This is a genomic window from Saprospiraceae bacterium, from assembly GCA_016713025.1.
In the GTDB taxonomy this organism is placed as follows: Bacteria; Bacteroidota; Bacteroidia; order Chitinophagales; family Saprospiraceae; genus OLB9.
Map to the genome: position 1 here is coordinate 3,608,354 of JADJPZ010000004.1, position 24,147 is coordinate 3,632,500.

Annotated in this window: 16 protein-coding genes and 3 rRNA genes (1 of these 19 running past the window's edge); 12 read left to right on the plus strand and 7 right to left on the minus strand. The window is 37.6% G+C overall.

The window, feature by feature from the left end; genetic code table 11:
- Positions 1-6: 6 nt before the first annotated feature.
- Positions 7-438, minus strand: coding sequence for an Hsp20/alpha crystallin family protein (locus IPK35_21745; GenBank protein MBK8055823.1), 432 nt, complete (start codon positions 436-438; stop codon positions 7-9).
- A 294-nt stretch (positions 439-732) separates the two neighbouring features.
- On the opposite strand from IPK35_21745, the gene gcvT reads away from it, so the two are divergent.
- The 8 genes from gcvT to IPK35_21785 all read left to right on the plus strand — a co-directional run bounded on the left by gcvT (position 733) and on the right by IPK35_21785 (position 11,521).
- The gene (gene gcvT / locus IPK35_21750; protein MBK8055824.1) at positions 733-1,842 is read left to right on the plus strand and encodes a glycine cleavage system aminomethyltransferase GcvT; all 1,110 of its coding nucleotides are present in this window, start codon (positions 733-735) and stop codon (positions 1,840-1,842) included.
- Between the two features lie 27 nt (positions 1,843-1,869).
- Complete coding sequence (locus IPK35_21755; protein MBK8055825.1) at positions 1,870-2,373, plus strand: hypothetical protein; 504 nt, start codon at positions 1,870-1,872, stop codon at positions 2,371-2,373.
- A 469-nt stretch (positions 2,374-2,842) separates the two neighbouring features.
- Positions 2,843-4,213, plus strand: coding sequence for a 2-oxo acid dehydrogenase subunit E2 (locus tag IPK35_21760; GenBank protein ID MBK8055826.1), 1,371 nt, complete (start codon positions 2,843-2,845; stop codon positions 4,211-4,213).
- 26 nt (positions 4,214-4,239) lie between these two features.
- Complete coding sequence (locus tag IPK35_21765) at positions 4,240-6,363, plus strand: PD40 domain-containing protein (protein MBK8055827.1); 2,124 nt, start codon at positions 4,240-4,242, stop codon at positions 6,361-6,363.
- A 634-nt stretch (positions 6,364-6,997) separates the two neighbouring features.
- Entirely contained in the window at positions 6,998-7,549 is a 552-nt protein-coding gene (locus IPK35_21770) for a YraN family protein (GenBank protein MBK8055828.1), read from the plus strand.
- A gap of 230 nt (positions 7,550-7,779) precedes the next feature.
- Positions 7,780-8,658, plus strand: coding sequence for a hypothetical protein (locus IPK35_21775; GenBank protein MBK8055829.1), 879 nt, complete (start codon positions 7,780-7,782; stop codon positions 8,656-8,658).
- Positions 8,659-8,684: 26 nt separating this feature from the next.
- Positions 8,685-8,978 carry a hypothetical protein gene (locus tag IPK35_21780; protein MBK8055830.1) on the plus strand — a complete coding sequence of 98 codons (294 nt, stop codon included), beginning with the start codon at positions 8,685-8,687 and terminating at the stop codon, positions 8,976-8,978.
- Between the two features lie 155 nt (positions 8,979-9,133).
- Positions 9,134-11,521, plus strand: coding sequence for a glycoside hydrolase family 95 protein (locus IPK35_21785; protein ID MBK8055831.1), 2,388 nt, complete (start codon positions 9,134-9,136; stop codon positions 11,519-11,521).
- A 211-nt stretch (positions 11,522-11,732) separates the two neighbouring features.
- On the opposite strand, the gene IPK35_21790 is transcribed toward IPK35_21785, so the two are convergent.
- Together IPK35_21790 and IPK35_21795 are read right to left on the minus strand one after the other, a co-directional pair.
- On the minus strand, positions 11,733-13,805 hold the full coding sequence (locus tag IPK35_21790; GenBank protein MBK8055832.1) for a S9 family peptidase: 2,073 nt from the start codon (positions 13,803-13,805) through the stop codon (positions 11,733-11,735).
- A 55-nt stretch (positions 13,806-13,860) separates the two neighbouring features.
- A complete protein-coding gene (locus IPK35_21795; GenBank protein MBK8055833.1) occupies positions 13,861-14,718 on the minus strand; it encodes a hypothetical protein in 858 nt (285 codons plus the stop codon).
- 108 nt (positions 14,719-14,826) lie between these two features.
- On the opposite strand from IPK35_21795, the gene rfaD reads away from it, so the two are divergent.
- The 4 genes from rfaD (at position 14,827) to IPK35_21815 (ending at position 19,473) form a co-directional block, all read left to right on the plus strand.
- The gene (gene rfaD / locus IPK35_21800) at positions 14,827-15,798 is read left to right on the plus strand and encodes an ADP-glyceromanno-heptose 6-epimerase (protein MBK8055834.1); all 972 of its coding nucleotides are present in this window, start codon (positions 14,827-14,829) and stop codon (positions 15,796-15,798) included.
- A 20-nt stretch (positions 15,799-15,818) separates the two neighbouring features.
- Positions 15,819-16,583 carry a prolyl oligopeptidase family serine peptidase gene (locus IPK35_21805; protein MBK8055835.1) on the plus strand — a complete coding sequence of 255 codons (765 nt, stop codon included), beginning with the start codon at positions 15,819-15,821 and terminating at the stop codon, positions 16,581-16,583.
- Between the two features lie 23 nt (positions 16,584-16,606).
- On the plus strand, positions 16,607-17,062 hold the full coding sequence (locus IPK35_21810) for a DinB family protein (protein ID MBK8055836.1): 456 nt from the start codon (positions 16,607-16,609) through the stop codon (positions 17,060-17,062).
- Between the two features lie 125 nt (positions 17,063-17,187).
- The gene (locus tag IPK35_21815) at positions 17,188-19,473 is read left to right on the plus strand and encodes a TonB-dependent receptor (GenBank protein MBK8055837.1); all 2,286 of its coding nucleotides are present in this window, start codon (positions 17,188-17,190) and stop codon (positions 19,471-19,473) included.
- Positions 19,474-20,352: 879 nt separating this feature from the next.
- Here IPK35_21815 and rrf (IPK35_21820) read toward each other — a convergent pair.
- The 4 genes from rrf (IPK35_21820) to IPK35_21835 all read right to left on the minus strand — a co-directional run.
- Positions 20,353-20,461 (minus strand): 5S ribosomal RNA (gene rrf / locus IPK35_21820).
- Positions 20,462-20,639: 178 nt separating this feature from the next.
- On the minus strand, positions 20,640-21,680 hold the full coding sequence (locus IPK35_21825) for a T9SS type A sorting domain-containing protein (GenBank protein MBK8055838.1): 1,041 nt from the start codon (positions 21,678-21,680) through the stop codon (positions 20,640-20,642).
- A gap of 395 nt (positions 21,681-22,075) precedes the next feature.
- Positions 22,076-22,183, minus strand: a 5S ribosomal RNA gene (gene rrf, locus IPK35_21830).
- 145 nt (positions 22,184-22,328) lie between these two features.
- A 23S ribosomal RNA gene (locus tag IPK35_21835) occupies positions 22,329-24,147 on the minus strand; it runs 1,036 nt beyond the window's last position.

Here is a 24,147-nt window from a genome sequence, read left to right on the forward strand (position 1 = left end):
CGATAATTATTTTACTGTGATATTGATGGCTGGTTTTACTTCAGCTTTTGGTATGTGGATATACAGGATTCCGTTTTCTGACTTTGCTTCAATTTTTTCAGTCTGTACGTTTTCAGGAAGATAAAAAGTTCTTTCAAAATTTGAAAAATCAAATTCTCTGGTGGAAAATTTAACTTCACCACTTGTCTCTTTTTTACCTTTTATGGTAAGTTTTGACTTGTCCAGAGAAATTTCTATTTCAGATTTTTCATATCCGGGTACAGCAAGAGATATACTGTATTCTTTCACAGTCTCTATCACATTTGCATACACAGGAGATGTCACGTTCCTCTTTTCATCCATTAAGTTGTGCAATGGCGAGTTGAATAAACCTCCCAAAACTCTGTTGAAGTCATTAGAAGGATGATTACATAAAGGTTTGAATACTATATTTGTCATTTTTTTTGTGTTTTAAGATTTTTTGAATTAAGATATCACATTTCCTTGTACAATTTATATTCCAAGCCATTTGGAAGGTCTTTTTGACGGTTTTTACCATACTCAAACTGTCATTATGTCTTATCATTGTAATGTCGTATGTCATAATGGCATATTTTTGATTTTCTTTTTGATACAGTACTATTTATAATTTTTACAATCAGACTTACTTTAAGTCTTGTTACTTTTCTTTTTGATAAAATCTTTAGAAATTCAAAACTGAATCCTATATCTTTGGGCTATTAAATCATCACCATGAAAAACACACCAATCACGCATATCCATGAATCTCTCGGAGCGAAAATGGCCGATTTTGCCGGATACAATATGCCTATACAATACACATCCATCACTGACGAACACCACAGCGTAAGAAATAATGTTGGGATATTTGATGTGTCACACATGGGTGAATTTATCGTAAAAGGAAAACAGGCTCTGGATCTTGTACAAAAAGTGACGAGTAATGACGCATCCAAACTTGGAATCGGTGAGGCGCAGTATAGTTGTCTGCCCAATCTCACCGGCGGTATAGTTGATGACCTGCTGGTGTACAGACTCGGAGAAGATATGTGTAATGAAGGGGAGCAGGCATTTATGCTGGTAGTCAATGCTTCCAATATTGAAAAAGACTGGAACTGGATCTCAGGATTCAATCAATTTGATACCAGACTCATAGACATTTCTGAAAAAACCGGTCTACTGGCTGTCCAAGGTCCAAAAGCCATTGCAACATTACAAAAGCTTACTGACATTAACCTATCCGCAATAAAATACTACGATTTTACCAAAGGAAAGATAGCCGGTATCGACAATGTGTTGATTTCAGCCACAGGATACACCGGCAGTGGCGGTTTTGAACTATATGTAGCCAATGAATATACTGAAGTACTTTGGAATGCGGTGATAGAAGCTGGAAGTGAATTTGACATCAAGCCATGTGGTCTTGGAGCAAGGGATACACTGCGGCTTGAGATGGGATATTGTCTTTATGGCAATGATATAGATGATACCACATCTCCGCTGGAAGCAGGTCTGGGTTGGATCACAAAACTGAAAAAAATTCACCCTTTTAATGGAGCGGACCTTATGCTATCATTAAAAGAAAGAGGTCTTTCGAAAAAACTGGTTGGCTTTACCATGGAAGAACGTCGTGTGCCCCGTCATGGCTACCTGATATTTGACAGCAATGAAAATGAAATCGGCGTAGTCACATCCGGCACACAAGCTCCATCTCTGGATATTCCGATCGGAATGGGCTACGTTCCCACTGCTTTCAGTACACTGGGGACAAAAATATTTGTTCAGGCCGGCAAAAAATTGCTGGAAGCTCAGGTTTGTGCCCTGCCGTTTTTGAAAATATAGTTTTATCACAAAAGTAAAGATAAAGTCATGACTCTTGGCCAATTTTTTGAAGTAGTATCGGAGCAACCTTCTATTGTTCTTTTTTATTTTTTTGCTTTGCCTTTCACGGCTTTTCTGGCCATCTTATTTGGTAGCGGTGAGGGTCATCTTTCTCCCTGGAAATACATGTATACTGCCCTCGTATATCTGGCATGTATTCCGGGTATCTTTGCCCTGACGCTCAATGCTTACATGTTTTTATTTGAAAGACAACCGGTGATGCAGACCAATCTCTTTACACAGGTACTGCCGATCATCTGTATGCTGATCACCTTATGGTTGATAAAAAGAAATGTAAGCCTCAAGGATGTTCCTGGCTTTGACAAAATAGGGAGCCTGTTTTTTATCATCACAGTACTCATATCAATGATGTGGATACTGGAGAAGACCCACATTTTTGTATTTACATACATGCCCTTCTATCAGTTTATCCTGTTTTTTATAGGCTTTCTGGTACTGATTAGATTGGCATGGTCAAGGATGATGGGTTGAGTATGTAGTACTATTCCCGTTTATTCTTCTAATGACCAATAGGTCAAAGGGTGCATCAGTATAATACCAAATAACAAACAAGATTCGTACTTTACCAAAATTAATGGTGTGAGCGTCAAAACTAATAGAACCCACTAAATATTTGGATTACGTACAGAATGGTCACAAAAGATTTACAGATGTGATTGTTCAATATCTAAAATCGTCATTTTCAAAAAAAGTGATTTTGACCATTTTATGTAAATGAAACAAAGGTCGTCTTACGCTATGGATTGGAAGCTCAGAAATGAAAAACTGCCAAAAACTGACCCAAACTGACAATAATAATTGTATTTTTGTCTTTTATACTAAACAGAAAATTGAATGAGAAAACTTTAAATCATAATTATTTAATTTACAATACATTATGATTTAAAAAAAATCCAGAATATTTTCTGTCCACTATAATATCCTAACCTGAAGTTTTAAGATGGCCAGAATAGAGTTGATAATGCCCAAAATGGGAGAAAGTATAACTGATGCCACTATATTAAAATGGCGTAAAAAGGCCGGCGATCCGGTCAAAATGGACGAAGTCATACTTGAGATTGCCACTGACAAGGTTGATTCAGAAGTTGCCTCTCCGTCAGATGGAAAAATTACTGAAATTCTGTATAACGAAGACGCTGTTGTCGATGTAGGAAAAGTGATTGCCATCATTGAGACTGATGTAAATGCTATCGTCAGTCCAAGTCCTGCTACTGAGCCCGTTTCTATTGATTCTGATACACAAGTGACTCCTGATGACAATCTTATGGCTGAGAATGTGATCATACCACCATCAGTTGAAGATGTTAAAGTACAAGAACAAAATATCCCAAATCAGGAACAAATACCAATAATTGGTGAGGCAGACCACGATTCTGCGCAAAGATTCTACTCGCCACTTGTCAGGAGTATTGCCAAAGAGGAGAAAATTCCGGTTGAAGAACTGGATAAAATTTCAGGTACAGGAGCAAACGGAAGATTGACAAAGTATGATATCATCTCCTATCTGCAAAATAGAGATACTAATGCTTCATCATCAGTTACTTTTACTCAGCCCGCACATCAAAACCAAGGAGAAAGTAAAAAGCCCGTCACTACTTCAGGAAATGTCGATATTGTAGAAATGGACCGAATGAGAAAGCTTATTGCTGATCACATGGTCATGTCCAAACAAACATCTCCGCATGTCACTTCCTTTGTTGAAGCGGATGTGACCAATCTGGTTCAGTGGAGAGAAAAAAATAAAGGTAAGTTTAAGGATAAATATGGAGAAAACCTGACTTTCACACCTTTGTTTATCGATGCTGTGGTCAGGGCACTCAAGGATTTTCCTATGGTCAATATTTCACTTGATGGCAACAGGATTCTTGTAAAAAAAGACATTAATATCGGCATGGCTGCAGCATTGCCCAGTGGCAATCTTATAGTTCCGGTAGTCAAAAATGCGGATTTGCTTAGTCTGGCCGGACTTGCAAAAACAGTCAATGATCTTGCCATCAGGGCGAGAGAAAACAAGTTGAAACCTGAAGAAATCAAAGATGGTACTTTTACAATAACCAATGTAGGCACCTTTGGCAACCTTATGGGTACACCTATCATCAACCAACCACAAGTTGCAATATTAGCGACAGGGGCCATCTGTAAAAAACCTGCTGTTCTCGAAACAGAATTTGGGGATGTAATTGCGATAAGACATCTTATGTTTTTATCACTATCTTATGATCACAGGATAGTAGATGGTGCCCTGGGTGGGGCTTTCTTAAAAAGAATCTCAGATTATCTTGAAAAATTTGATCAGAATACAGCAATATGAAATTAAATCATATCATAATAACTTCAATGTTTACCCTGGTTTTTCAACTTGGTTTTGCTCAGTCTGACCACAAAAAGCAGGCTTTGTTATACTTTGAAGCAAAAAGGTATTATGATGCAATTAAGGAGTTTGATGCTTACAAGAAAACAGAAAAAGACCCTCAGCTTGTTATAAAAAGAGGATTGTGCCATCTTAACACCAATAATCCGGATGGCTGTATAAAAGATATGGTGGCGGCTGAAAAACTAAATTCTATTGACAATAAAAGATACAAATACATTGCCATGTGCTATGTGGCCAAATATGAATATGCAGAAGCAGCAAAGTTTTTTAAATCTTACCTCAACACCCTTAATATTTCATCGCCCGAATGGAATGAAATCATTCTGCAAATTAAAAAATGCGGATTTGCTGCCAATTATAAATACAGACAGCAAAATGCTTATGTCGAAAATTTAGGTTCAGATGTCAATACCCGATTTGATGAATTTGGTCCGGTACAGAGTCCAACACGACCGGAAAGATATTATTTTTCATCAGCCCGGGAAGGTACTTCGGGAGGACTAAGAAATGCTGATGGACTATATGATGTTTTGCGTGGACACTATTCATCTGATATGTACATGGTAGATTTGATAAATGGTAACTGGTCTTCAGTCCTGACTTTTGGTGCATTGAAGAACTCACCTCAACATGATATTTTACAGGATTTCAGTCAGGATGGTTCAGTATTATTTTATACAAAATGTAACGCTGCATCTAAGTGTGTCTTGTTTACAGATACTTTCAATGTAGAGAATATTCCATCGCAATTATCACCAGAAGATAATGGATTTCCATTTGACGCTTCAAAAGGTGATAAAGACTTGTTTATATTTAATGACAGTCTTATACTTTTTTCATCGATCAAAGAAGAAGGTGAAGGTGGCTATGATATTTACTATACTTTAAAAAAAGATAACATCTGGCAAACACCAGTCAATTTCAGATATCCGATAAATACTTCTGCCAATGAAATCGCTCCCTTTTTAATAAAAAATGGATCTGTACTGTACTTTTCTTCAGATAAAACTGAAACTTATGGTGGATATGATATTTTCTCAGCCACCTTTACCCCTGATGGAAAACTGGATCAGGTTTCTAACTCCGGATATCCGATCAATAGTCCAGGAAACGATATTGATGTAGAAGTATCTCACGACGGCATGTTTGCACTTTTCGCGTCAGACAGAGCAGAAGGGTATGGAGGTAAGGACCTTTATACGGCATATTTCAAAGAGCAGATCACCGGCATGCTGGAAACTGTGGAAAACCCTGCATTTATATCAGTTTTTGAAAATAATCTTTCATCCACTGATGTAAACGCACCTATCGAGATTGCACAAAAAGCAGCTATACCACAGAGGGATTTTGTTTGTAAATCCATATATTTTGCCCAGGATGAAGATGTTTTAAGCACTTTTAATCAAAATAGTTTAAAGGCTCTGGCTGATCTGATGCTGATTTATCCTGAATTAAAAGTACAACTTTTCAGCCATTTTACATCAGAAGGAAAAAAAGACTTTGATCTCTATTTTTCAATAAAACGAGCTGAAAAAGCAGCAGAATTTCTTGCAAAATCAGGAATAAATGAGCGACGTATTCACATGTTTGGATGCGGGGCTAACTATCCTGTTGCTGCACCGTTTGTCAATAATATTCCTTCTACTCTTGCTGATCGTACCAACCGAAGGATTGATTTTAATATTTTGCATACAGAAGATACAAATCTGAAAATCATGTATGACTTTCCTGCTGTTGCCGGCCAATACAGGGATAGTTTATGGGATAATTTTATCACCAACAATCAGGTTGTAACTTTCAGAGTACACTTTGCCAATGTGGTTCAGATGCTAAAAAATGAAGTCTTGAGTTTAAGTAATGATATCATTGTGGAAAAAGGCCTTGTGGACAAATCTTATACATATAGTATGGGGAATTACACATCTTATGATGATGCTTTAAAAATGCAAAATTTCCTTAGAACCAAAGGTTTTGAAAAGGCCCGGATTATGCCATACTTCAAGGGCACCTTGGTAAGCAGACTAGACCTCATAAAACTTAGTGCCCAATATCCTGACATTGAAAAGTTTCTTTCTTCAGGTGAGTAATTGAGTCTATTCCGAAAACAAATAATTTATGACAATCAACCGTTTTCACCCAACTCATTAAGTACCATAAAAAAGGCTCTTGAATAAACAGGCGGATAAAATTAGTACCAAGCCGAAAATTGCTGATTTTAGTACATAATACATTTAGTACTCAAAGAACGAACTTGTCCCCTCCATTTTACGGGTGACTGAATGGTTGCATAGCAAATTGAGTGAACGATTTCACTCAATAATGAAGGAACCACAAACATCGGCTTGTGGACACATTTATGGTGGGTAAATTTAGATGAATTAGTTGAATGATGATTTATTTGCGATCTACACGTGTGTATAACAAACTGCACAAATACTTAAATTCCCTCTCTACCCTCATTCCCTAAAGAGCCTGTCAAGCTACGCTTGAGACGACCCACGCCATTGCTTTCAATATTAGTGCTGGTCTCCCCTTTGGGGGTAAGTATAGGCAAATGTAGCAAGTTAATTTTTTTCAAAAAAAAGTGCAATATGTTATACACACGACCTAAACACTAAAAATAAAGGGTTATTTCTGAAAAGTGGTAAGTCACAAATATTCAATTCCACCTGTGAAACTTTTATTTTCTAATGATTGTTTATATTTCGTAATAGCCGAAGCATGGAAGTCGAAATACAGGAAATAAAACAATTGCTAAAAGAATTGGTACTTTCTCAAAAGGAAACAGATATTAAGTTTAAAGAAACGGATAATAAATTTAAAGAAACGGACAAAAGAATAATAGCCGCTTTTGACCTATTCGAAGGACAAAGGGGAAAACTTATGGAAAGTCTTGTGGAAGGTGATCTAATAAAATTACTCCAAACAAAAGGTATCAATGTTCATGATACTTCTATGCGCAGAAAAGGTAACTATGAAGGAAATAATTATGAGTTTGACATCATAGCCCACAACGGTACCGAAATAGTCATCGTAGAAGTAAAAACTACATTAAAAACACAAGATGTAAAAGCTTTTGTACAAAAACTCAAACAAGCCAGAGTTTGGCTGGATGAGTACAAAAACTATACGGTGTATGGCGCAATTGCTTTTCTGAGAGCTGATAGTGGAAGTGAACTGTTTGCTCAAAGTGAAAAACTATTTGTAATCAAAGCAACAGGTAATTCCGCAATGATTATTAACGCAGATGATTTTGTGCCCCAGAAATTCTGATGTTTTAAAATTATTTTAAATAATTAAAACTATAACCTATAAATTTACCGACGAGAATTTTTTTCAGATAATTGTGTCGACATTATAAAGACGATGTTTTACATGTCTTTATTTTATTACGACGATAATTGTTCATGACGATAAATGTCCTGATTTTAAAGGGTGTATCCCATTTTTGCACAAAATATAGAAAAAAGTAATATATTTGTGTGAACCAAAAAATAATTCAAATGGACCGGGCTAAATTACTTGAGAAGTTTAGCCAACTTTTGGATGAGATAGAACTTAAAGAACAGACAGCTGAGAATTTTTATGATTTTGAAAAATTTTGTGTTGAACAACTTCAGGAATTAAACAGGAATGTTGTTGAACGAAGTATTGGGGTAGAGAAGGAAAACTACCGTAAAAAAAAAACAATAACAGGTTATTATGGAGAGATGAATTTAAATAAGCATCATCGTTTTATAACAAGTATAACGGGATGCAAAATGAGTCCATTACTGAAAGATATAGTATGTTATGTTGGCCAAAGTGAATGCTATGAAAGTTCATCAGAAATGCTTTTCAAAACCCTTTGTATTCATATTGATAATAATAAAGTACATAGGTTATGTACAGAATTGGGAGAAGAGTGTACGAACTGGTTAGAAGCAGACCGTACCGATGCTGAACTAAAGGAGGATATGGACGATAAAGGAGAAAAAGTTTTATACTCCCATTGTGATGGTGGGTTTGTATTAACGAGGGAAGAAAAGTGGAAAGAAGCCAAGGTTGGCAGAGTTTACACATCTGATAAGCTGTTGAAAATCAATCCTAAAAGAGGAGTCATAGAAAAATCATGGTACACATTTCATATCGGAGATCATAAAACCTTCAAACAAAAGATGGAGGAATATTTAGATGATTATGAACACTTAAAAGAACGACTAGTGTTTATAATAGATGGGGCAACCTGGATACATAATTGGATAGATACTAAGTATCCCGCATCGCTACAAATCCTTGATTTTTATCATGCATATGAAAAGATATGCTTATTCTCCACCAAGGTGATTAAAGAGAAACCGAAGCGAAAAAATGGCAGGAAGAAATACATGAGGTACTATTAAAAGGAGGATGTAATCAAGCGTTGGAAATGATAAAGAAAGTGGAATGTTCGTCAAAAGTAAAAGCACTTGAGCAGGAGAAATTATTGAACTATTTGGAGCGCAATGAATCAAGAATGGATTATCCGTTATACATCAAAAAAGGTTTACAAATAGGTAGTGGAGCAATGGAAGCCGCTCATAGAACGCTGGTACAAAAACGATGTAAACTTTCAGGTCAAAGGTGGACAATAAAAGGTGCTACCAACATAATAAATCTTAGAAATTTGAATATGAACAATAGATGGATAGTTCTTCAGGAGTATTTAAAAAAAACAGGCTGATGCAAAAATGGGATACACCCATTTTAAATCACTTTAAAGACAAGATACGCTTCGTCCCTACTCAAAATGGATACAATAGTAGATGAATTTTTCGCAAACCAATTTATTTTGAGTGTACATTGAGATGTATTTATAAACTGAGTAAATAATTAAAGGTGTGTTATAAATTGCTGATATTTAGTATTTATTATTTTGTTTTTAACATAGGTAATGCACTTCAGGCACAACAGGACAATATCTTATTGTATCGTCAACCAGCCAAGACCTGGCTGGAAGCACTTCCCTTAGGAAATGGTAAAATTGGGGCAATGGTATATGGCAATCCTGATATCGAGCACCTTCAGCTCAATGAAGAAACCCTTTGGGCAGGATGTCCTGAAGATCCAATCCCAAACAATGCAAGGGAACATTACGCTAATTTTCGACAACTCAATTTAGAAGGTAAATTTGAAGAAGCACTGGATTACGCAATGAAACATCTGGCTATATCTCCAACTTCAATCAGATCATACCAACCTCTTGGTAATTTATTTATATCTTTTGACAAACACAATAAGGTAGAAAACTACAAACGAGAGTTAAATCTTCACACCGGTGTTACCACCATAATATATACTATCAATGGTAAAAGGTTTGTGAGAGAATCTTTTATCTCAGCCCAATACAATACCTTATTTTACAAATTTAAAAGCTTGGATAAAGAAAAGACGACTTGCGAAATCTGGTTTGAAAGAGAGAAAGATATAAAACAGAATAAGATTATTAAAAACAATTTGCTTGTAATAGATGGACAAATTTTTGATGACCCCAATGGATATGATGACAATCCTGACGGATCAGGCAAAGGTGGATATCATATGAAGTTTGCTTCAAATATTTATGTCAGGAATAGTACAGGCAAACTGCAAAAAAATGGTCAAAAGTTGATTATAACAGATACGGATGAATTTGTAATTATGGTCACTGCAGCCACAAACTATAATGTGGATATAATGAACTTTGATGAAAATATAATGCCACTGGGCATTTGTAATAAAACTATCAGAAATGTCTCAAATAAGAATTATACATCTATAAAAGCCCAACATATCTCTCGGCATTCTTCAGTTATGAATCGAGTTAGGTTTAATATTACTAATGGTGATGTAGATACAATTCCCACAGACAGACGATTTTTGTATCTTAAAAATCATAATGAAGATGCATTCCTTACTCAGTTGTTTTTCCAATTTGGAAGATATTTGTTGTTGACAAGTTCAGAAGAAAATTCAAAACTTCCTGCAAACCTACAAGGCATCTGGAACGATAAGATGTGGGCGGCGTGGGAGTCAGACTTTCATTTAAACATCAACTTACAAATGAATTATTGGCTAGCTGAAAACTGTAATCTTTCAGAAACACTCAAGCCTTTGTCCAAATTCATGCAAAACTTATCAAAAAAAGGCAAAAAGACAGCGTCTGCATTTTTGGATACAGAGGGATGGTTTGCCGGTCATGTTTCTAATGCATTTGGTCGCACTACTCCAAGTGGATCTACCAAGAGATCACAAGTAGATAATGGGTATTGTTTTCCATTGTCAGGAGCTTGGATGTCATTGACTCTGTGGCGTCATTATGAATATACACTTGACACCCTCTATCTTAAAAACACCGCATATCCAATACTGAGCGGTGCAGCTAAATTTGCTCTGGATATATTATCAGAAAATGAAAAAGGTGAATTAGTGACATCACCTTCCTATTCACCTGAAAATACATATATCCATCCTACGACTGGAAAACATTTGAGAAATACCTTAGCTGCAGCTTTGGACATACAAATCATTAAAGATCTCTTTGATGCCTGCCTTAAATCAGAAAGTATCTTACAACAAAAGACACAGCTGAGCGAACGAATTTCTCAGGCTATTCAAAAATTGCCAAAAACAAAAATTGGGAAGGATGGGACTATTCAAGAATGGTATGAAGATTACGAAGAAGCAGAAATAGGACATAGACATGTGTCACATCTATTTGCATTGTACCCATCTAATCAAATAAATAAAAACACTCCTGAGTTATTTCAAGCTGCTAAAAAAACTATAGAAAAACGATTGTCTGCCGGAGGAGGCCAAACAGGCTGGAGTCGTGCTTGGATGATTGGCTTTTTTGCACGATTGCATCTCGGTGACGAAAGTCACTCACATATCTCTGCGTTGTTAAAAGAGCTTGTTGCTCCAAATTTATTTAATTTACATCCTCCCGGCATTTTTCAGATTGACGGAAATTTAGCTGCCACTGCAGGTATTGCAGAGATGTTGTTTCAATCTGCTGAACCAGGTGTCATAAATATCTTACCGGCATTACCATCAAAATGGAAAGATGGCTATATCACTGGATTGAAGGCAAAAGGAGGTATTACATTAGACATTTACTGGAGTGATAATTTATTAGACAAAGTGCATATCAAATCACAAATTGACCAGAATGTTGATTTGATTTATAATGGCTCAAAAGTAAAACTCAAATTAGATAAAAATACATTGAATACTTTTAAGCCTTAAAAAACTATTGAGATAGACTCACTAATTGAGACAAAGATGGTCTAAGTCTTTGACTTCGATCTCAAATGACATAAAATAATCAATCTGTTATGAAATTTAATCCTGTCAGGCTATATAGACTGATTCATTAATTATAGGATTGTAGTTGCATATATCTACCTTCAGCAGACAGAAACTGCGAGCGCATCCTTTCAAATATTAGCACCATTAATTACTTCTTTTTCAGCATTCTTTCCATAAACTCAAAGGTGGATTCATAAGCCTTTAGCCAGTTTTTATGCAATAAGAAGCTGTGTACTTCATCAGGTAACACCACTTGCTCAAAATACACATTCTTTTTCCTTAGCAATTCTGCCATGCGCACCGTTTCTGTAAAATTGACATTGCGATCATCATCTCCGTGAATAAAAAGCACAGGTGACTTCCAACCAACGACAGAGTGTTCCGGCGATGATCTGAATGCTAATGCTTTAAAATCAGGCATTTTTTCAGGAACATAAGAAGGTACAAAATTGCGGATACCTTCATTCCAATCATGAACTCCATGTATGTCCACGCCACAAGCAAAAAGATCAGAAGCACGGGATAAAGCCATAGCAGTAAGATATCCTCCATATGAACCACCCCAAAGTGTGATTTTGTCAGGATCAACATCACCCCTGCTCTTCAGATATAAACCGGCACCTAAAACATCATAAAACTCACTTGCTCCTGTGGCTCCATAATTTTGAGCTTCCCTGAAGTTGAGTCCGTATCCGATTCCACTTCTGAAATTTAAAGAAATGACGATATATCCTTTACTGGCAAAATACTGATTGAGCGCATAAGCATGTGAGTAATATTGTCCATAATTAAACCCCAACAACATTTGCCTTCTCGAGCCACCGTGAAGAAATATGACTGCGGGACGTTTGTCACCTTCCTTATTTACCGCCGGTATAAATAATTGTGCTGGGACTTTCATACCATCAGTTGCAGTAATCCGGATTGCAGTTGGTATGACCAATCCTGATTTGGGAAACGATTGCGGGAACGATTTCTTTGCAAGATCTTCTGTCTTTTCATTGTTTTTCATAATGGCAGGCCACGCAGGTTTGGTAGCTGTTGAATATAAATACGCAATACCCTGAGAAGTATGGACAGGCGACCATTCTATATTTCCGGTGGTCATCTGGGTGGAATGATGAGTATTGAAGTCGTACTTCCAGATGTGTCTCCTATCGATATCACCTATATTGGTAGTATAATAAAGCATGGAAAGATCCGGTGAAATTTCTGCGTTTTCAACTTCACCTTCACCTGAGGTGAGATGTTTTACTTTCTTTGTATTGATGTCCAAAGCGTAAAGCTGCTGCCAACCGTTTTGTTCCCAGGGAAAGATCAATTGATTACTTTTTGCCCAAATAAGTTTATTGGCATTGACCGGAAGTTCCCCATATAAGACACTACCTTGGCCAGGCTGGGCTTTCCAGAATTCTTTGGTTTCTCCGGTTTCAATGTTGTGAATTCTGATTGACCAGAGGTGACCTTGCCGTTTAGGTGCAAATAGTAATTTATCTTTTTCAAACGGAGATCTGATGAAAGCCAAACTCACACCATCAGGACTCCAGGCTGGTTCACTGTCCAAATCAATAGAAGGGTCGACATACACCACTTTATTAGATTTTATATCAAAATAACCAATAAAAGCATGATCTCCTCTATTGGCAACAAAGGCTATTTTAGATCCATCCGGCGACCATCTCAGACTCTGCACTCCGCTTCTTAAAAAAAACAGTTTGACAGCTTCCGGTTTTTTCCCAACGGGTGATTGCCAGACTTCTCCTTTATTTAAATATATGAGTTTTGATCCATCCTGAGAAAATGCAGGAGATATACCATTTCCGATTTTCTGAAGACTGTCTGTCACTAAGTCAGCAATCCAGATCATCCTATCAGCAGAAGTCATTAATTGAGCTGGATTTGCAGGCTCTCCTTTGCTGTTTGGAGCATTTCCTCTTACAAAAACCAAATGGCTGCCATTTTTGGAAAGTTGCAGACTGCTTATTTCCAGACCTTCATCCCCAACAAATGAAGTCAGTTTTTTAGCTTCAAAACCCGGAGCTTTGGCTATAAAGATATTTCTTTCTCCCTTGTCATTGAATACCCAGGCAATCGTATTACCATCTCCAGATCCTATGAGGTTGGTGGGAAAAGGCACAGATAAGAGATTAGGAATATCTATCTGAGTAAAAACAGATTGAATGGAGAAAAGCCAAAAAATGATAAAAAATAAAACGCGCATTATGATAATGTTTTTAAAATTAACGGATTAAAAATGTTAGGTTAGGGACATACTCTTACTTCAGTAATATCTCGAGCATGTCTATTTGCTCTTTCACCCGGCCCATTTTAGCTTCTGCATTGACATAGCGTTTACCTTTTCTGTATGCATATACTGACATAGAGCCATCATCCACAGGATCGTCGTTTTGTAGTACTACCGTATATCTTTTTTCAGAGAGCATCTTAAAATCATTTCTTTCAGTTACTATAAAAAACTCACTGTTATTGACCATAGGATTGATGTAAATATCCGAACAAGACTTATTGCTTTCACCGGACTGGTCAAAACTTTTAATGTACGAATTGACACTGAAAGATTCCGGTTCGAGCTTATGCCAGAATAACCATTTGGTTTTTACTTCTGCCGGAGTGTTTTTGTTATTATGTATGGCTACAATATAGGGTAAATCATGTACTTCTCCCCAAATCTGAGTAGCCAGGTTTTTTACAATATCGATGACATTTTGATCTACTCTTCCATTTCCTTTTATGACGCGGATGGTTTTAAACAATACCCTGTCATCGACAGAATATATGCGGTTTGGATCAAATTGATATGTTGACTTTGCGTGAGTGAATATGACGTTTCTGTTTTTTGTACCATCTGACGAATGCATGAGTGTAACTAATCTACCACCATGTTTTGCGAGGATTTGTTTTCCCGCTTCGAGAGCTGCAACTTCATTTTCATGCACATGGGCAAAAACAATGTCTTTTCCCGGCTTCTCAAAGATTTTGAGATAGACAGTCTGATCACCCAATCTTACAGATTTTGTCCTTTCCTTCAGCTCTTGTGAATAGACCAAATGGATTGATGAACAAAAAAGGGTGATAAGTACAATCAAATACTTTAAATAACGATGTGTGGTCATATGCGGATGTTGAAATTAATAATACCTGCAAATATATTCATTAAGAACTCTTTTTGTTGGATTTCTTTTCAAAAAGCTATCTTTGTGTTTATATCAATTTGAAAAGGGATGGTAATTCTTACAGGAGTATCAGGTTTTATAGGTTCTTGTTTTCTTACAAAGCTGAATGAATCAGGTTTTAACAGAGATGTCGTAGTAGTGGATGATTTCTACAAACTGTATAAAGATAAAAATACTGACGGAAAAGCTGTAAGAGAATGGATGCACAGAGATATTTTTTTAGATTGGTTTGAAAAGTCCTCGCAAAAAGTAGATGCAGTAGTTCATCTCGGTGCCAGAACTGACACTACTTTGATGGATTGGACTATTTTTGAGTCGCTCAATCTTGGCTATAGTAAGCGTATCTGGAATGTATGTGCTGAAAAGGAAATACCCTTGATATACGCTTCAAGTGCGGCAACATATGGAGATGGCAGCCATGGATTTAATGACTATCATGAAGGAATTGCTCAGCTTAAACCATTAAATCCATATGGAGACAGCAAACATCAGTTTGATCTTTGGGTCTTAGCTCAGAAAAACAAACCACCTTCCTGGATAGGCTGTAAATTTTTTAATGTCTTCGGTCCCAATGAATATCACAAAGCCCGTATGGCTTCTGTAGTATTTCATACCTATCAACAAATCAGATCGACGGGAAAAATGAAGCTCTTCAAATCTCATAGACCGGATTTTAGGGACGGTCATCAAAGCAGAGACTTTATATATATCAAAGATATTCTGGACATGCTTTTGTTTTTTATGCAAAATCCCAAATCTGAAAACGGCATTTATAACTTTGGTACCGGAAAAGCACGCACATTTCTGGATCTGGCCGGAAGTACATTTGAAGCTTTGGGATTAAAAAGCAATATTGAATTTGTGGAAACTCCCGAAGACATCAGAGATACGTATCAATATTTCACAGAAGCATCTATGGACAAAATGCGGAAAGCCGGATACAATAAAGAATTTTGGTCTCTTGAAGACGGGATTAAAGACTATGTTCAGCATTATCTTACTTCAGAAAAGTATTTTTAGTCCTTAAAGGTAAAATCAGTATGAAAATAGAAAATTGTTTTTTTATTTTATTTATTCTTTTTGTAACCAGTTGCACTACTGTCAAACATGCAGGATTGTCTGCCCGAAAGCTAAAAACCGAATCAAGTTGGGATCTTCCCTACAATATCTTTTATCCTAAAAATTATGGTGAAGTTAAAGCACCTGTTTTCATTTGGCTACATGGTGCAGGAGAGCGGGGTGATGACAATGTATCCCAACTCATTCATGTGGTCCCCTATCTTGCTTCTGATATCACACAAAGTAAATTTCCTTGTGTTGTTGTCGCTCCTCAATGTCCAAAGGATGGCTATTGGGCACCAATCAAAAGAGAAAAATGGGAAATCATAAATGGTGGCCAGGTGACTCCGGCGATGTCAGGGGTATTCGCATTGATAGAAAAATTACTGAAAGACCCATATATTGACAAATCAAGAATTTATGTTGGAGGCCTTTCGATGGGTGGTTTCGGGACATTAGATCTCATAAGTCGACGTCCCGAACTTATCGCTGCTGCCATACCGATATGCGGTGGCGCAGATCTGCAAAAAGTGGCTAACATAACAAATGTACCATTGTGGATATTTCACGGTGCAAAAGATGATGTAGTACCAGCTCAGTTTTCGAGAGACCTTGTTGAAACTTTGCAAAAAGAAGGTGGTGACCCAAAATATACAGAATATCCTGATGGCGGCCATGATGTTTGGAACAGAGCAATCAGAGAACCGGAATTGCTCCCATGGTTATTCAGTCAGCAGAAAAAATAATTAAAACCAAAAAATTGAAAACGATGAATCCAAATCTGAGTATCATATTGCAAAACAGAAAAGCTTGTAAGAAAATTCTTGATTATCTAACAACCGAACAAGTCAATGAAATACCTGAAGGCTTCAACAATAATATAGTATGGAATTGTGGCCACATCATTGTCGTGCAGCAGATGTTGACATATGGTCTGACCGATATTCCAATGTCTGTCCCGGATGAAATGTTTAAAGAATTCAGACCTGGCTCAAAACCAGATAAATATTATGAACAAGATGAAGTTGAAAATATAAAAAAATTGTTTTTTTCGACGCATGAACAATTCATGGATGACTTATCTGCCGGAAAAATGAATACGATCAAACCATTTATGACTGCATTAAAATTTGAAATTACAGATATAAACACAGCCATATCTTTTGATCAATACCATGAAGCATTACATATGGGGTGTATCCTTAGCCTCATGAAAAGAGTGTGACTCTCGCTTCAGAAAAATAATATGACCAAAATCATATTATTTTTAATTAGATTTTATCTAAATAAGCTTGGATAAATAATAAGTGATGTTTACTTTTGCGCTTAATTAGATTAAATCCAAATAATATGAAAGCTTGTTTTTTCTTTTTCTTACCATTCTTTTTTCCGTTTCACACCTTCGCAGGAGCATATTCTTGGGAAAATCCTTTTACAAAATTTCCGGGTGATACTACCTTCTATATTGTTGATGACACTCTGAAACTTTTACAACTCGAGCCCATATCTATCATAGGTGAAAAAGCCAGATCCATTCCCGGTTCAGGCCAATATATCAGCAGCAGAAAACTTGCCATCATCAATCAACCCAACATCAATCAGGTACTACGCACCATACCAGGAGTCAATATCAGAGATGAAGAGGGATTCGGTCTGAGACCCAATATAGGGCTGCGTGGTACTTCAGTTAACCGAAGTTCCAAAGTGACATTGATGGAAGATGGCATCCTGATGGCTCCAGCACCTTATTCCGACCCGTCTGCCTACTACTTTCCCACTTTTGCGCGTATGCACGCAGTAGAGGTGCTCAAGGGTAGCAGCCAGATAAAAAATGGTCCTTACACCATAGGTGGTGCTGTCAATCTTATCTCTACTCCTATACCAGACACATTTAAAGGATTTGCACAGCTTTCATACGGAAGTTTTGGCACTAATCAACAACGATTGTGGGTGGGAGATAGCAGGAAAAATTTTGACTATGTTTTTGAAGTCAACAGGCTCGCGAGTGATGGATTTAAAGAGCTGGATAATGGAGCAAATACCGGTTTTGACCGAAGAGATATCATGGGTAAAGTAAGATGGCATACAGATGAAAATGCCAGGATAAAACAATCATTCACCTTAAAATTTGTAAATACCACTGAAATCGGAAATGAAAGTTATCTGGGGCTTACCTACGAGGACTTCAAAAAAAATCCACTTAGAAGGTATGCAGCCACACAAAAAGACCTTCTGGATATGAGACACCAGCATATCACACTGCAACACACTATCATACCAAGAAAAGACCTGTATATCAATACCACAGTATATCATACCAGAACCTTCAGGGATTGGGCAAGAGTCAATACCATAGGTGGACAAAGTTTAAACAATATTCTGGCTAATCCAACTACACTCCTTTTACCTTATCAGATCATGACTGGTGGTGCAAATGGAAATATTGATTATCAGAGTGCCGCCAGAACATACTTTGCCAAAGGCATCCAATCCAATGCACAGTATTTTTTTAAAACAGGCGAAACAGATCATAAAATCCAACTGGGCATCCGACATCATACAGATCAGGCAGACAGATATGCTACCAGATCAGTATATAGCATGACCAATGGTACCATGATATTAACTTCAGCGGGTATATTGGGTAACCAGGAAAACCAAATCAGAAATGCATCAGCCACATCTGCTTATTTCAATTATGATCTGATCTACAAAGGATTGAAACTAAGCCCGGGAGTAAGATATGAAAATATAAGATTTGATATCCAAAACTATGGCAATGCCGATAACGGACGACAAGGTGCAGCGTTAAAATCTGCTGAAAATAATATGGCAATCATCCTACCTGGTTTTGGGGTGAACTATGACATCAATGAAAAAATGAATTTATTTGGCGGAATACACAAAGGATTTTCGCCTCCGGGCATGCCATCAACCACATCTGTAGCAGGTCAGGCCCAAGTAGAAACTGCTGTCAATTACGAACTGGGATACAGATATGACCATAAGGCGTTAAATTTACAAGTGGTCAGTTTCTACAGCGACTATGACAATATCCTGGGATCAGACAATGTATCCGGAGGTGGTGCAGGTACCGGGGACCTCTTCAATGCAGGCAATGCCAAAGTCTCGGGTTTGGAGTTGAGCTTAGGATATGACCTGGTATTTGATGAAAATGAAAATACCAGACTACCCATCAACATAGCCTACACGTATACAAATGCAAGATTTGAAGAAACGTTTGTCAATGCAGGTGGTGACTGGGGCACCGGTACGATTAATGGAGATGATATGATTCCATTTATAACACCACATCTATTGGCTGCAAGCATTGGCTTTCAAAACCAAAAATTCAACGCTACACTTTCAGCAAGATATGTAGGTACTACCCGTACCAAACCGGGTCAAGGCGAACTCCTGATACCCTCAGAGTCAGTAAAATACAATGAAGTCAATGCCATCAATTCATTTCTGATTGCAGACCTTTCAACAAATTATGCGATCAAAAAAACATTCGGGATATTTGCAACTATCAATAATCTCACCAACAATAAAAGTATAGTAGCCAATCTTCCCAACGGATACAGACCTAATATGCCTATAAGTTTCATATTGGGAGCGAAAGCTAATTTATGAACTCAAACAAATAAATTTTGGGGCTATTATTCAAATTAATTTATAATGGCTTATTTCATTTTTTTAGCTTCACATTCAAAATCATCATTTATTTTTTGATGATCCAGCCTATATTCAGGATCATATTGCATCGATTCTAGAAACTACGACAGACAAACGAAATTTAATAATATAAAAATCTTATAATTAATTCTACTTTGTTAAATTATCCGGACTTTCTGGTTGATTGGAAACTGTTGGGTTGACCCAACAGTTATGACCCAAAATAACCAATACATTTACCGGGTCCATTACATTTTGATGAAAGTGTAATGGACTTTGATTTTTGAAGGTGACAAAGTATAATTAAAAGAGAGGGTTCCCACCCACTCTTTTTGGAATCACACCAAAGACTTTTGCTCATAAAGTGGGAACCATTATAAAATTAACTTTACTAGATTCTTTTCTAATTTCTAATAGTTCACATTTATCTAATTTTCTATCAATAGTTTTAATCGATCATTTATTTTTGGGAGTTAACTTACTATATATTTGCTTAGCAACGGTATACTCTTCAAATAAAATTGAATTAGCAATGAGGTCTCTTCCAATAAATTGCGATTACGACTATAACGTTTATACCGTTGATCTGCATTTAAAAATCCTTCTCTCTCTGTAATCTCTAAAAAAAATAAAAGCATATATTTTATTCAAAATCTTTGCAATATCCCAAAGCTAACAAGTACATAGAAATAGAGATATTTAACATGAAAAGTGTCCATTAATCACAGGAGTACTTTCATCTGATTCTGCAGAAACTGATTGGTATAAAATTTTAACATCATTATGTGCCATAAAAAGGAGAGAGCCGTACAACTTTCGCTGGACGGCTCTCATAAAAAAAGGCGGCGACCTACTCTCCCACTTTCGCAGTACCATCGGCGCTGAGGGGCTTAACTTCTCTGTTCGGAATGGGAAGAGGTGGAACACCCTCGCTATAACCACCTATATCTTTAGGCTTTCTCTCACACTTATCCATGTTCCACCCAAAAGTAGGTAGAAATGACGCATATGAAACGGTAATGATCGACCAAAATTGAAAATTCTTTGAAAATAAATATGTTTCTTATTTAAGAAACTATTATCTTAGTCAAAACGTATTTTAGCCTTTAACAGCTAAAGGATGTTCATTTTTTTATAAATTTACTTGCCACTCCATTCGTGAAAACCACGAAATAAGTGCCTGGATTAAGGAAACTTATATCTAAAGTTTCATTATCATGGGTAGTAAATTCTTGTATCTTAACTCCTGAAAAATTAAATATTGTACCAGACATTTTCTCAACGACACCCTTTATTGAAATAAAATCACTAGATGGATTTGGAAAGATTTCAAAGCTTGGATTTATTACATTTGAAATTGAAACTATTTGATTAGAATATTTAAGAATTAGATTATTTTCAAAATCAGAAATATACATGTCATTTCCTATAAATTCGATATCACCCCCAGCAACATCTACGTCAATATTCTTAACGGTCGGAGTTGAAGAGGTAATGTCTATCATAGAAATTTTTCTGCTCTGATACTCAAAAAAGTACAATTTGTTTCCTTTTATTTTCATTCCACCTAATGGTCCACTTATATCATTTATTACAATAGTGGGTTTAGGATTAACTTGAGTTATATCAATTTTTGAAATCTTATTTCCACTAAACTCTGAATAGAATAGATCATTTCCGTTAATTTCTAAGCCATAAGGTGTATTTAACCCTGAAATTACTGTAGTCGGTATTGGATTAGAATGGGTGATGTCAATCTTACTAATCTTTCCAGCATTAAATTCAGAAAAATATAAATCATTGCCGTTTAGTTTAAGGTATTCTGGGGTATTTAATCCTGAAACTACGATTGTTGGTTTCGGAAAGGTTTGGGTTAAATCAATTTTTGAAATTCTATTTTCGTAATATTCTGTGAAATATAAAAAGTTTCCAACTACTGTTAAAAAGTTTGGCCTAGAGAATCCACTAATAATTGCAACAGGGATTGGATTTTGAATTGTTAAATCGATTTTTGTAATCTCGTTATCATCTGCTTCTGCAATAAATAAGTAATTATCGCTGTTTACAATACCCAAAGGATTCTTTACCGCGGTTGTAATTGTGTCTTTCTGTCCATAAGTGTTAACAGAAATCGTCGTCAAAATAAGTAGTACTAAATTTTTCATATCTATTTTGTTCAATATTTGATGACTCCCATTTTTCTAATAACTGCCATTTTCCCTCCAAAATTAGGTAAAACCAACTAATATTGAGATGTTTTATGGGGATTTTTATTTTGCTATCAGGACATCTACTAATGGTGACATTGTAAACTTCCATCATTGTTGCCGAATAGCCAAGGTAGCTGATGTATCAGCATAACCATAAAAAATCATCTACCCGCTTTTGACTCTCTAGAATTTCTCTATCCAACAGAGTGGATAGTATTCCGCGCACTACTTTTTTTTACTTTCGCTTTTCCCTTCACATGTGACTATTTTCAACTTCCATCATCTAAAATTTTGCTTTTCGCACTAAAAAGGAGAGAGCCGTACAACTTTCGCTGGACGGCTCTCATAAAAAAAGGCGGTGACCTACTCTCCCACTTTCGCAGTACCATCGGCGCTGAGGGCTTAACTTCTCTGTTCGGAATGGGAAGAGGTGGAACACCCTCGCTATAACCACCTATATCTTTAGGCTTTTCTCTCGCTTATCCATGTTCCACTCCAGATAAGTATTTCCTCTATTATTTCTTTTTTCTTCTTTTCAATGACAGTATGGAGAAAAAGTTTCGATTCACAGTCCGTAAAAATCTTTGCTCTTTTTTGTAAAAAAAAAGGAAGCATTCGGGTAATTAGTACTACTCGGCTCCATACATCACTGCACTTCCACCTGTAGCCTATCAACGTCGTCATCTGCAACAACCCTTTTAGTCTTGCGACAATGGAATACTCATCTTGAAGTTGGCTTCGCGCTTAGATGCTTTCAGCGCTTATCCTTTCCATACATAGCTACCCAGCGGTACACCTGGCGGCATAACTGGTACACTAGAGGTATGTCCAACACGGTCCTCTCGTACTAGTGTCAGATCTTCTCAATATTCCTACGCCCACAGTAGATAGAGACCGAACTGTCTTGCGACGTTCTGAACCCAGCTCGCGTGCCACTTTAATGGGCGAACAGCCCAACCCTTGGGACCTTCTCCAGCCCCAGGATGTGACGAGCCGACATCGAGGTGCCAAACCTCCCCGTCGATGTGAGCTCTTGGGGAGATAAGCCTGTTATCCCCGGCGTACCTTTTATCCTTTGAGCGATGGCCCTTCCATACGGAACCACCGGATCACTTTAGCCGACTTTCGTCCCTGATCGACCCGTCGGTCTCCCAGTCAAGCTCCCTTATACTAATACGCTCTTCGCATGATTACCGACCATGCTGAGGAACCTTTGCAAGCCTCCGTTACTCTTTTAGGCGACCACCCCAGTCAAACTACCCACCACACAATGTCTGGCGCTTGTAGCGCCATTAGAACCTAAGCATAAGAAGGGTGGTATTTCAACGATGGCTCCAGAAGGACTAGCGTGACAACTTCATAGCCTCCCACCTATCCTACACATCTTATACCCAAGCACAATGTGAAGCTATAGTAAAGGTTCACGGGGTCTTTTCGTCCCACTGCGGGTAACCGGCATCTTCACCGATACTTCAATTTCACCGAGCTCATGGCTGAGACAGTGCCCAGATCGTTACACCATTCGTGCAGGTCGGAACTTACCCGACAAGGAATTTCGCTACCTTAGGACCGTTATAGTTACGGCCGCCGTTTACTGGGGCTTCAGTCAATACCTTCGCTTGCGCTAAGCACCTTCCTTAACCTTCCAGCACCGGGCGGGTGTCAGACCCTATACATCATCTTACGATTTCGCAGAGTCCTGTGTTTTTGCTAAACAGTCGCCTGGGCCTTTTCACTGCGGCTCCATTTTTACACGGAGCGCCTCTTCTCCCGAAGTTACGAGGCCATTTTGCCTAATTCCTTAGCCATGATTCACTCGAGCGCCTTAGGATACTCTCCTCGACTACCTGTGTCGGTTTACGGTACGGGCTCTGTATACCTGAAGCTTAGCGGTTTTTCTTGGAAGCTTACTTGGGGACATTATCAGGGTCTTGCATGCAAAACCCTGTACTATCGTGCCTCAGATCATCGGCGGATTTGCCTACCGAATCAACTCCTACACACTTCAACGAACAATTCCGTCTGTTCGCAGTCCTTACGTGTCTCCGTCACCACATCGCAGTATACACAGGTACCGGAATATTAACCGGTTTCCCATCGGCTTCGCCTCTCGGCTACACCTTAGGCCCCGACTAACCCTGATCTGATTAGCATAGATCAAGGAAACCTTAGTCTTACGGCGGGAAGGGATCTCACCTTCCTTATCGTTACTTATGCCTACATTTTCTTTTCTAAGCTCTCCAGCTCACCTCACAGCAAACCTTCGCCGACCTTAGAATGCTCCCCTACCATCCGCCTACGGCGGATCCAGAGCTTCGGTAACTATCTTGATGCCCGATCATTTTCCGCGCAAGAACGCTCGACTAGTGAGCTGTTACGCACTCTTTAAATGAATGGCTGCTTCCAAGCCAACATCCTAGCT

Bases quoted from the DNA above. Each gene is read 5' to 3' on its own strand.
- IPK35_21795 (MBK8055833.1), bottom strand. From the start codon at position 14,718: ATGACCACACATCGTTATTTAAAGTATTTGATTGTACTTATCACCCTT.
- IPK35_21810 (MBK8055836.1), top strand. From the start codon at position 16,607: ATGAATCCAAATCTGAGTATCATATTGCAAAACAGAAAAGCTTGTAAG.
- IPK35_21765 (MBK8055827.1), top strand. From the start codon at position 4,240: ATGTTTACCCTGGTTTTTCAACTTGGTTTTGCTCAGTCTGACCACAAA.
- IPK35_21755 (MBK8055825.1), top strand. From the start codon at position 1,870: ATGACTCTTGGCCAATTTTTTGAAGTAGTATCGGAGCAACCTTCTATT.
- IPK35_21805 (MBK8055835.1), top strand. From the start codon at position 15,819: ATGAAAATAGAAAATTGTTTTTTTATTTTATTTATTCTTTTTGTAACC.
- IPK35_21780 (MBK8055830.1), top strand. From the start codon at position 8,685: ATGATAAAGAAAGTGGAATGTTCGTCAAAAGTAAAAGCACTTGAGCAG.
- IPK35_21745 (MBK8055823.1), bottom strand. From the start codon at position 438: ATGACAAATATAGTATTCAAACCTTTATGTAATCATCCTTCTAATGAC.
- rfaD (MBK8055834.1), top strand. From the start codon at position 14,827: ATGGTAATTCTTACAGGAGTATCAGGTTTTATAGGTTCTTGTTTTCTT.
- IPK35_21825 (MBK8055838.1), bottom strand. From the start codon at position 21,680: ATGAAAAATTTAGTACTACTTATTTTGACGACGATTTCTGTTAACACT.
- IPK35_21760 (MBK8055826.1), top strand. From the start codon at position 2,843: ATGGCCAGAATAGAGTTGATAATGCCCAAAATGGGAGAAAGTATAACT.
- IPK35_21815 (MBK8055837.1), top strand. From the start codon at position 17,188: ATGAAAGCTTGTTTTTTCTTTTTCTTACCATTCTTTTTTCCGTTTCAC.
- IPK35_21775 (MBK8055829.1), top strand. From the start codon at position 7,780: ATGGACCGGGCTAAATTACTTGAGAAGTTTAGCCAACTTTTGGATGAG.
- IPK35_21770 (MBK8055828.1), top strand. From the start codon at position 6,998: ATGGAAGTCGAAATACAGGAAATAAAACAATTGCTAAAAGAATTGGTA.
- gcvT (MBK8055824.1), top strand. From the start codon at position 733: ATGAAAAACACACCAATCACGCATATCCATGAATCTCTCGGAGCGAAA.
- IPK35_21790 (MBK8055832.1), bottom strand. From the start codon at position 13,805: ATGCGCGTTTTATTTTTTATCATTTTTTGGCTTTTCTCCATTCAATCT.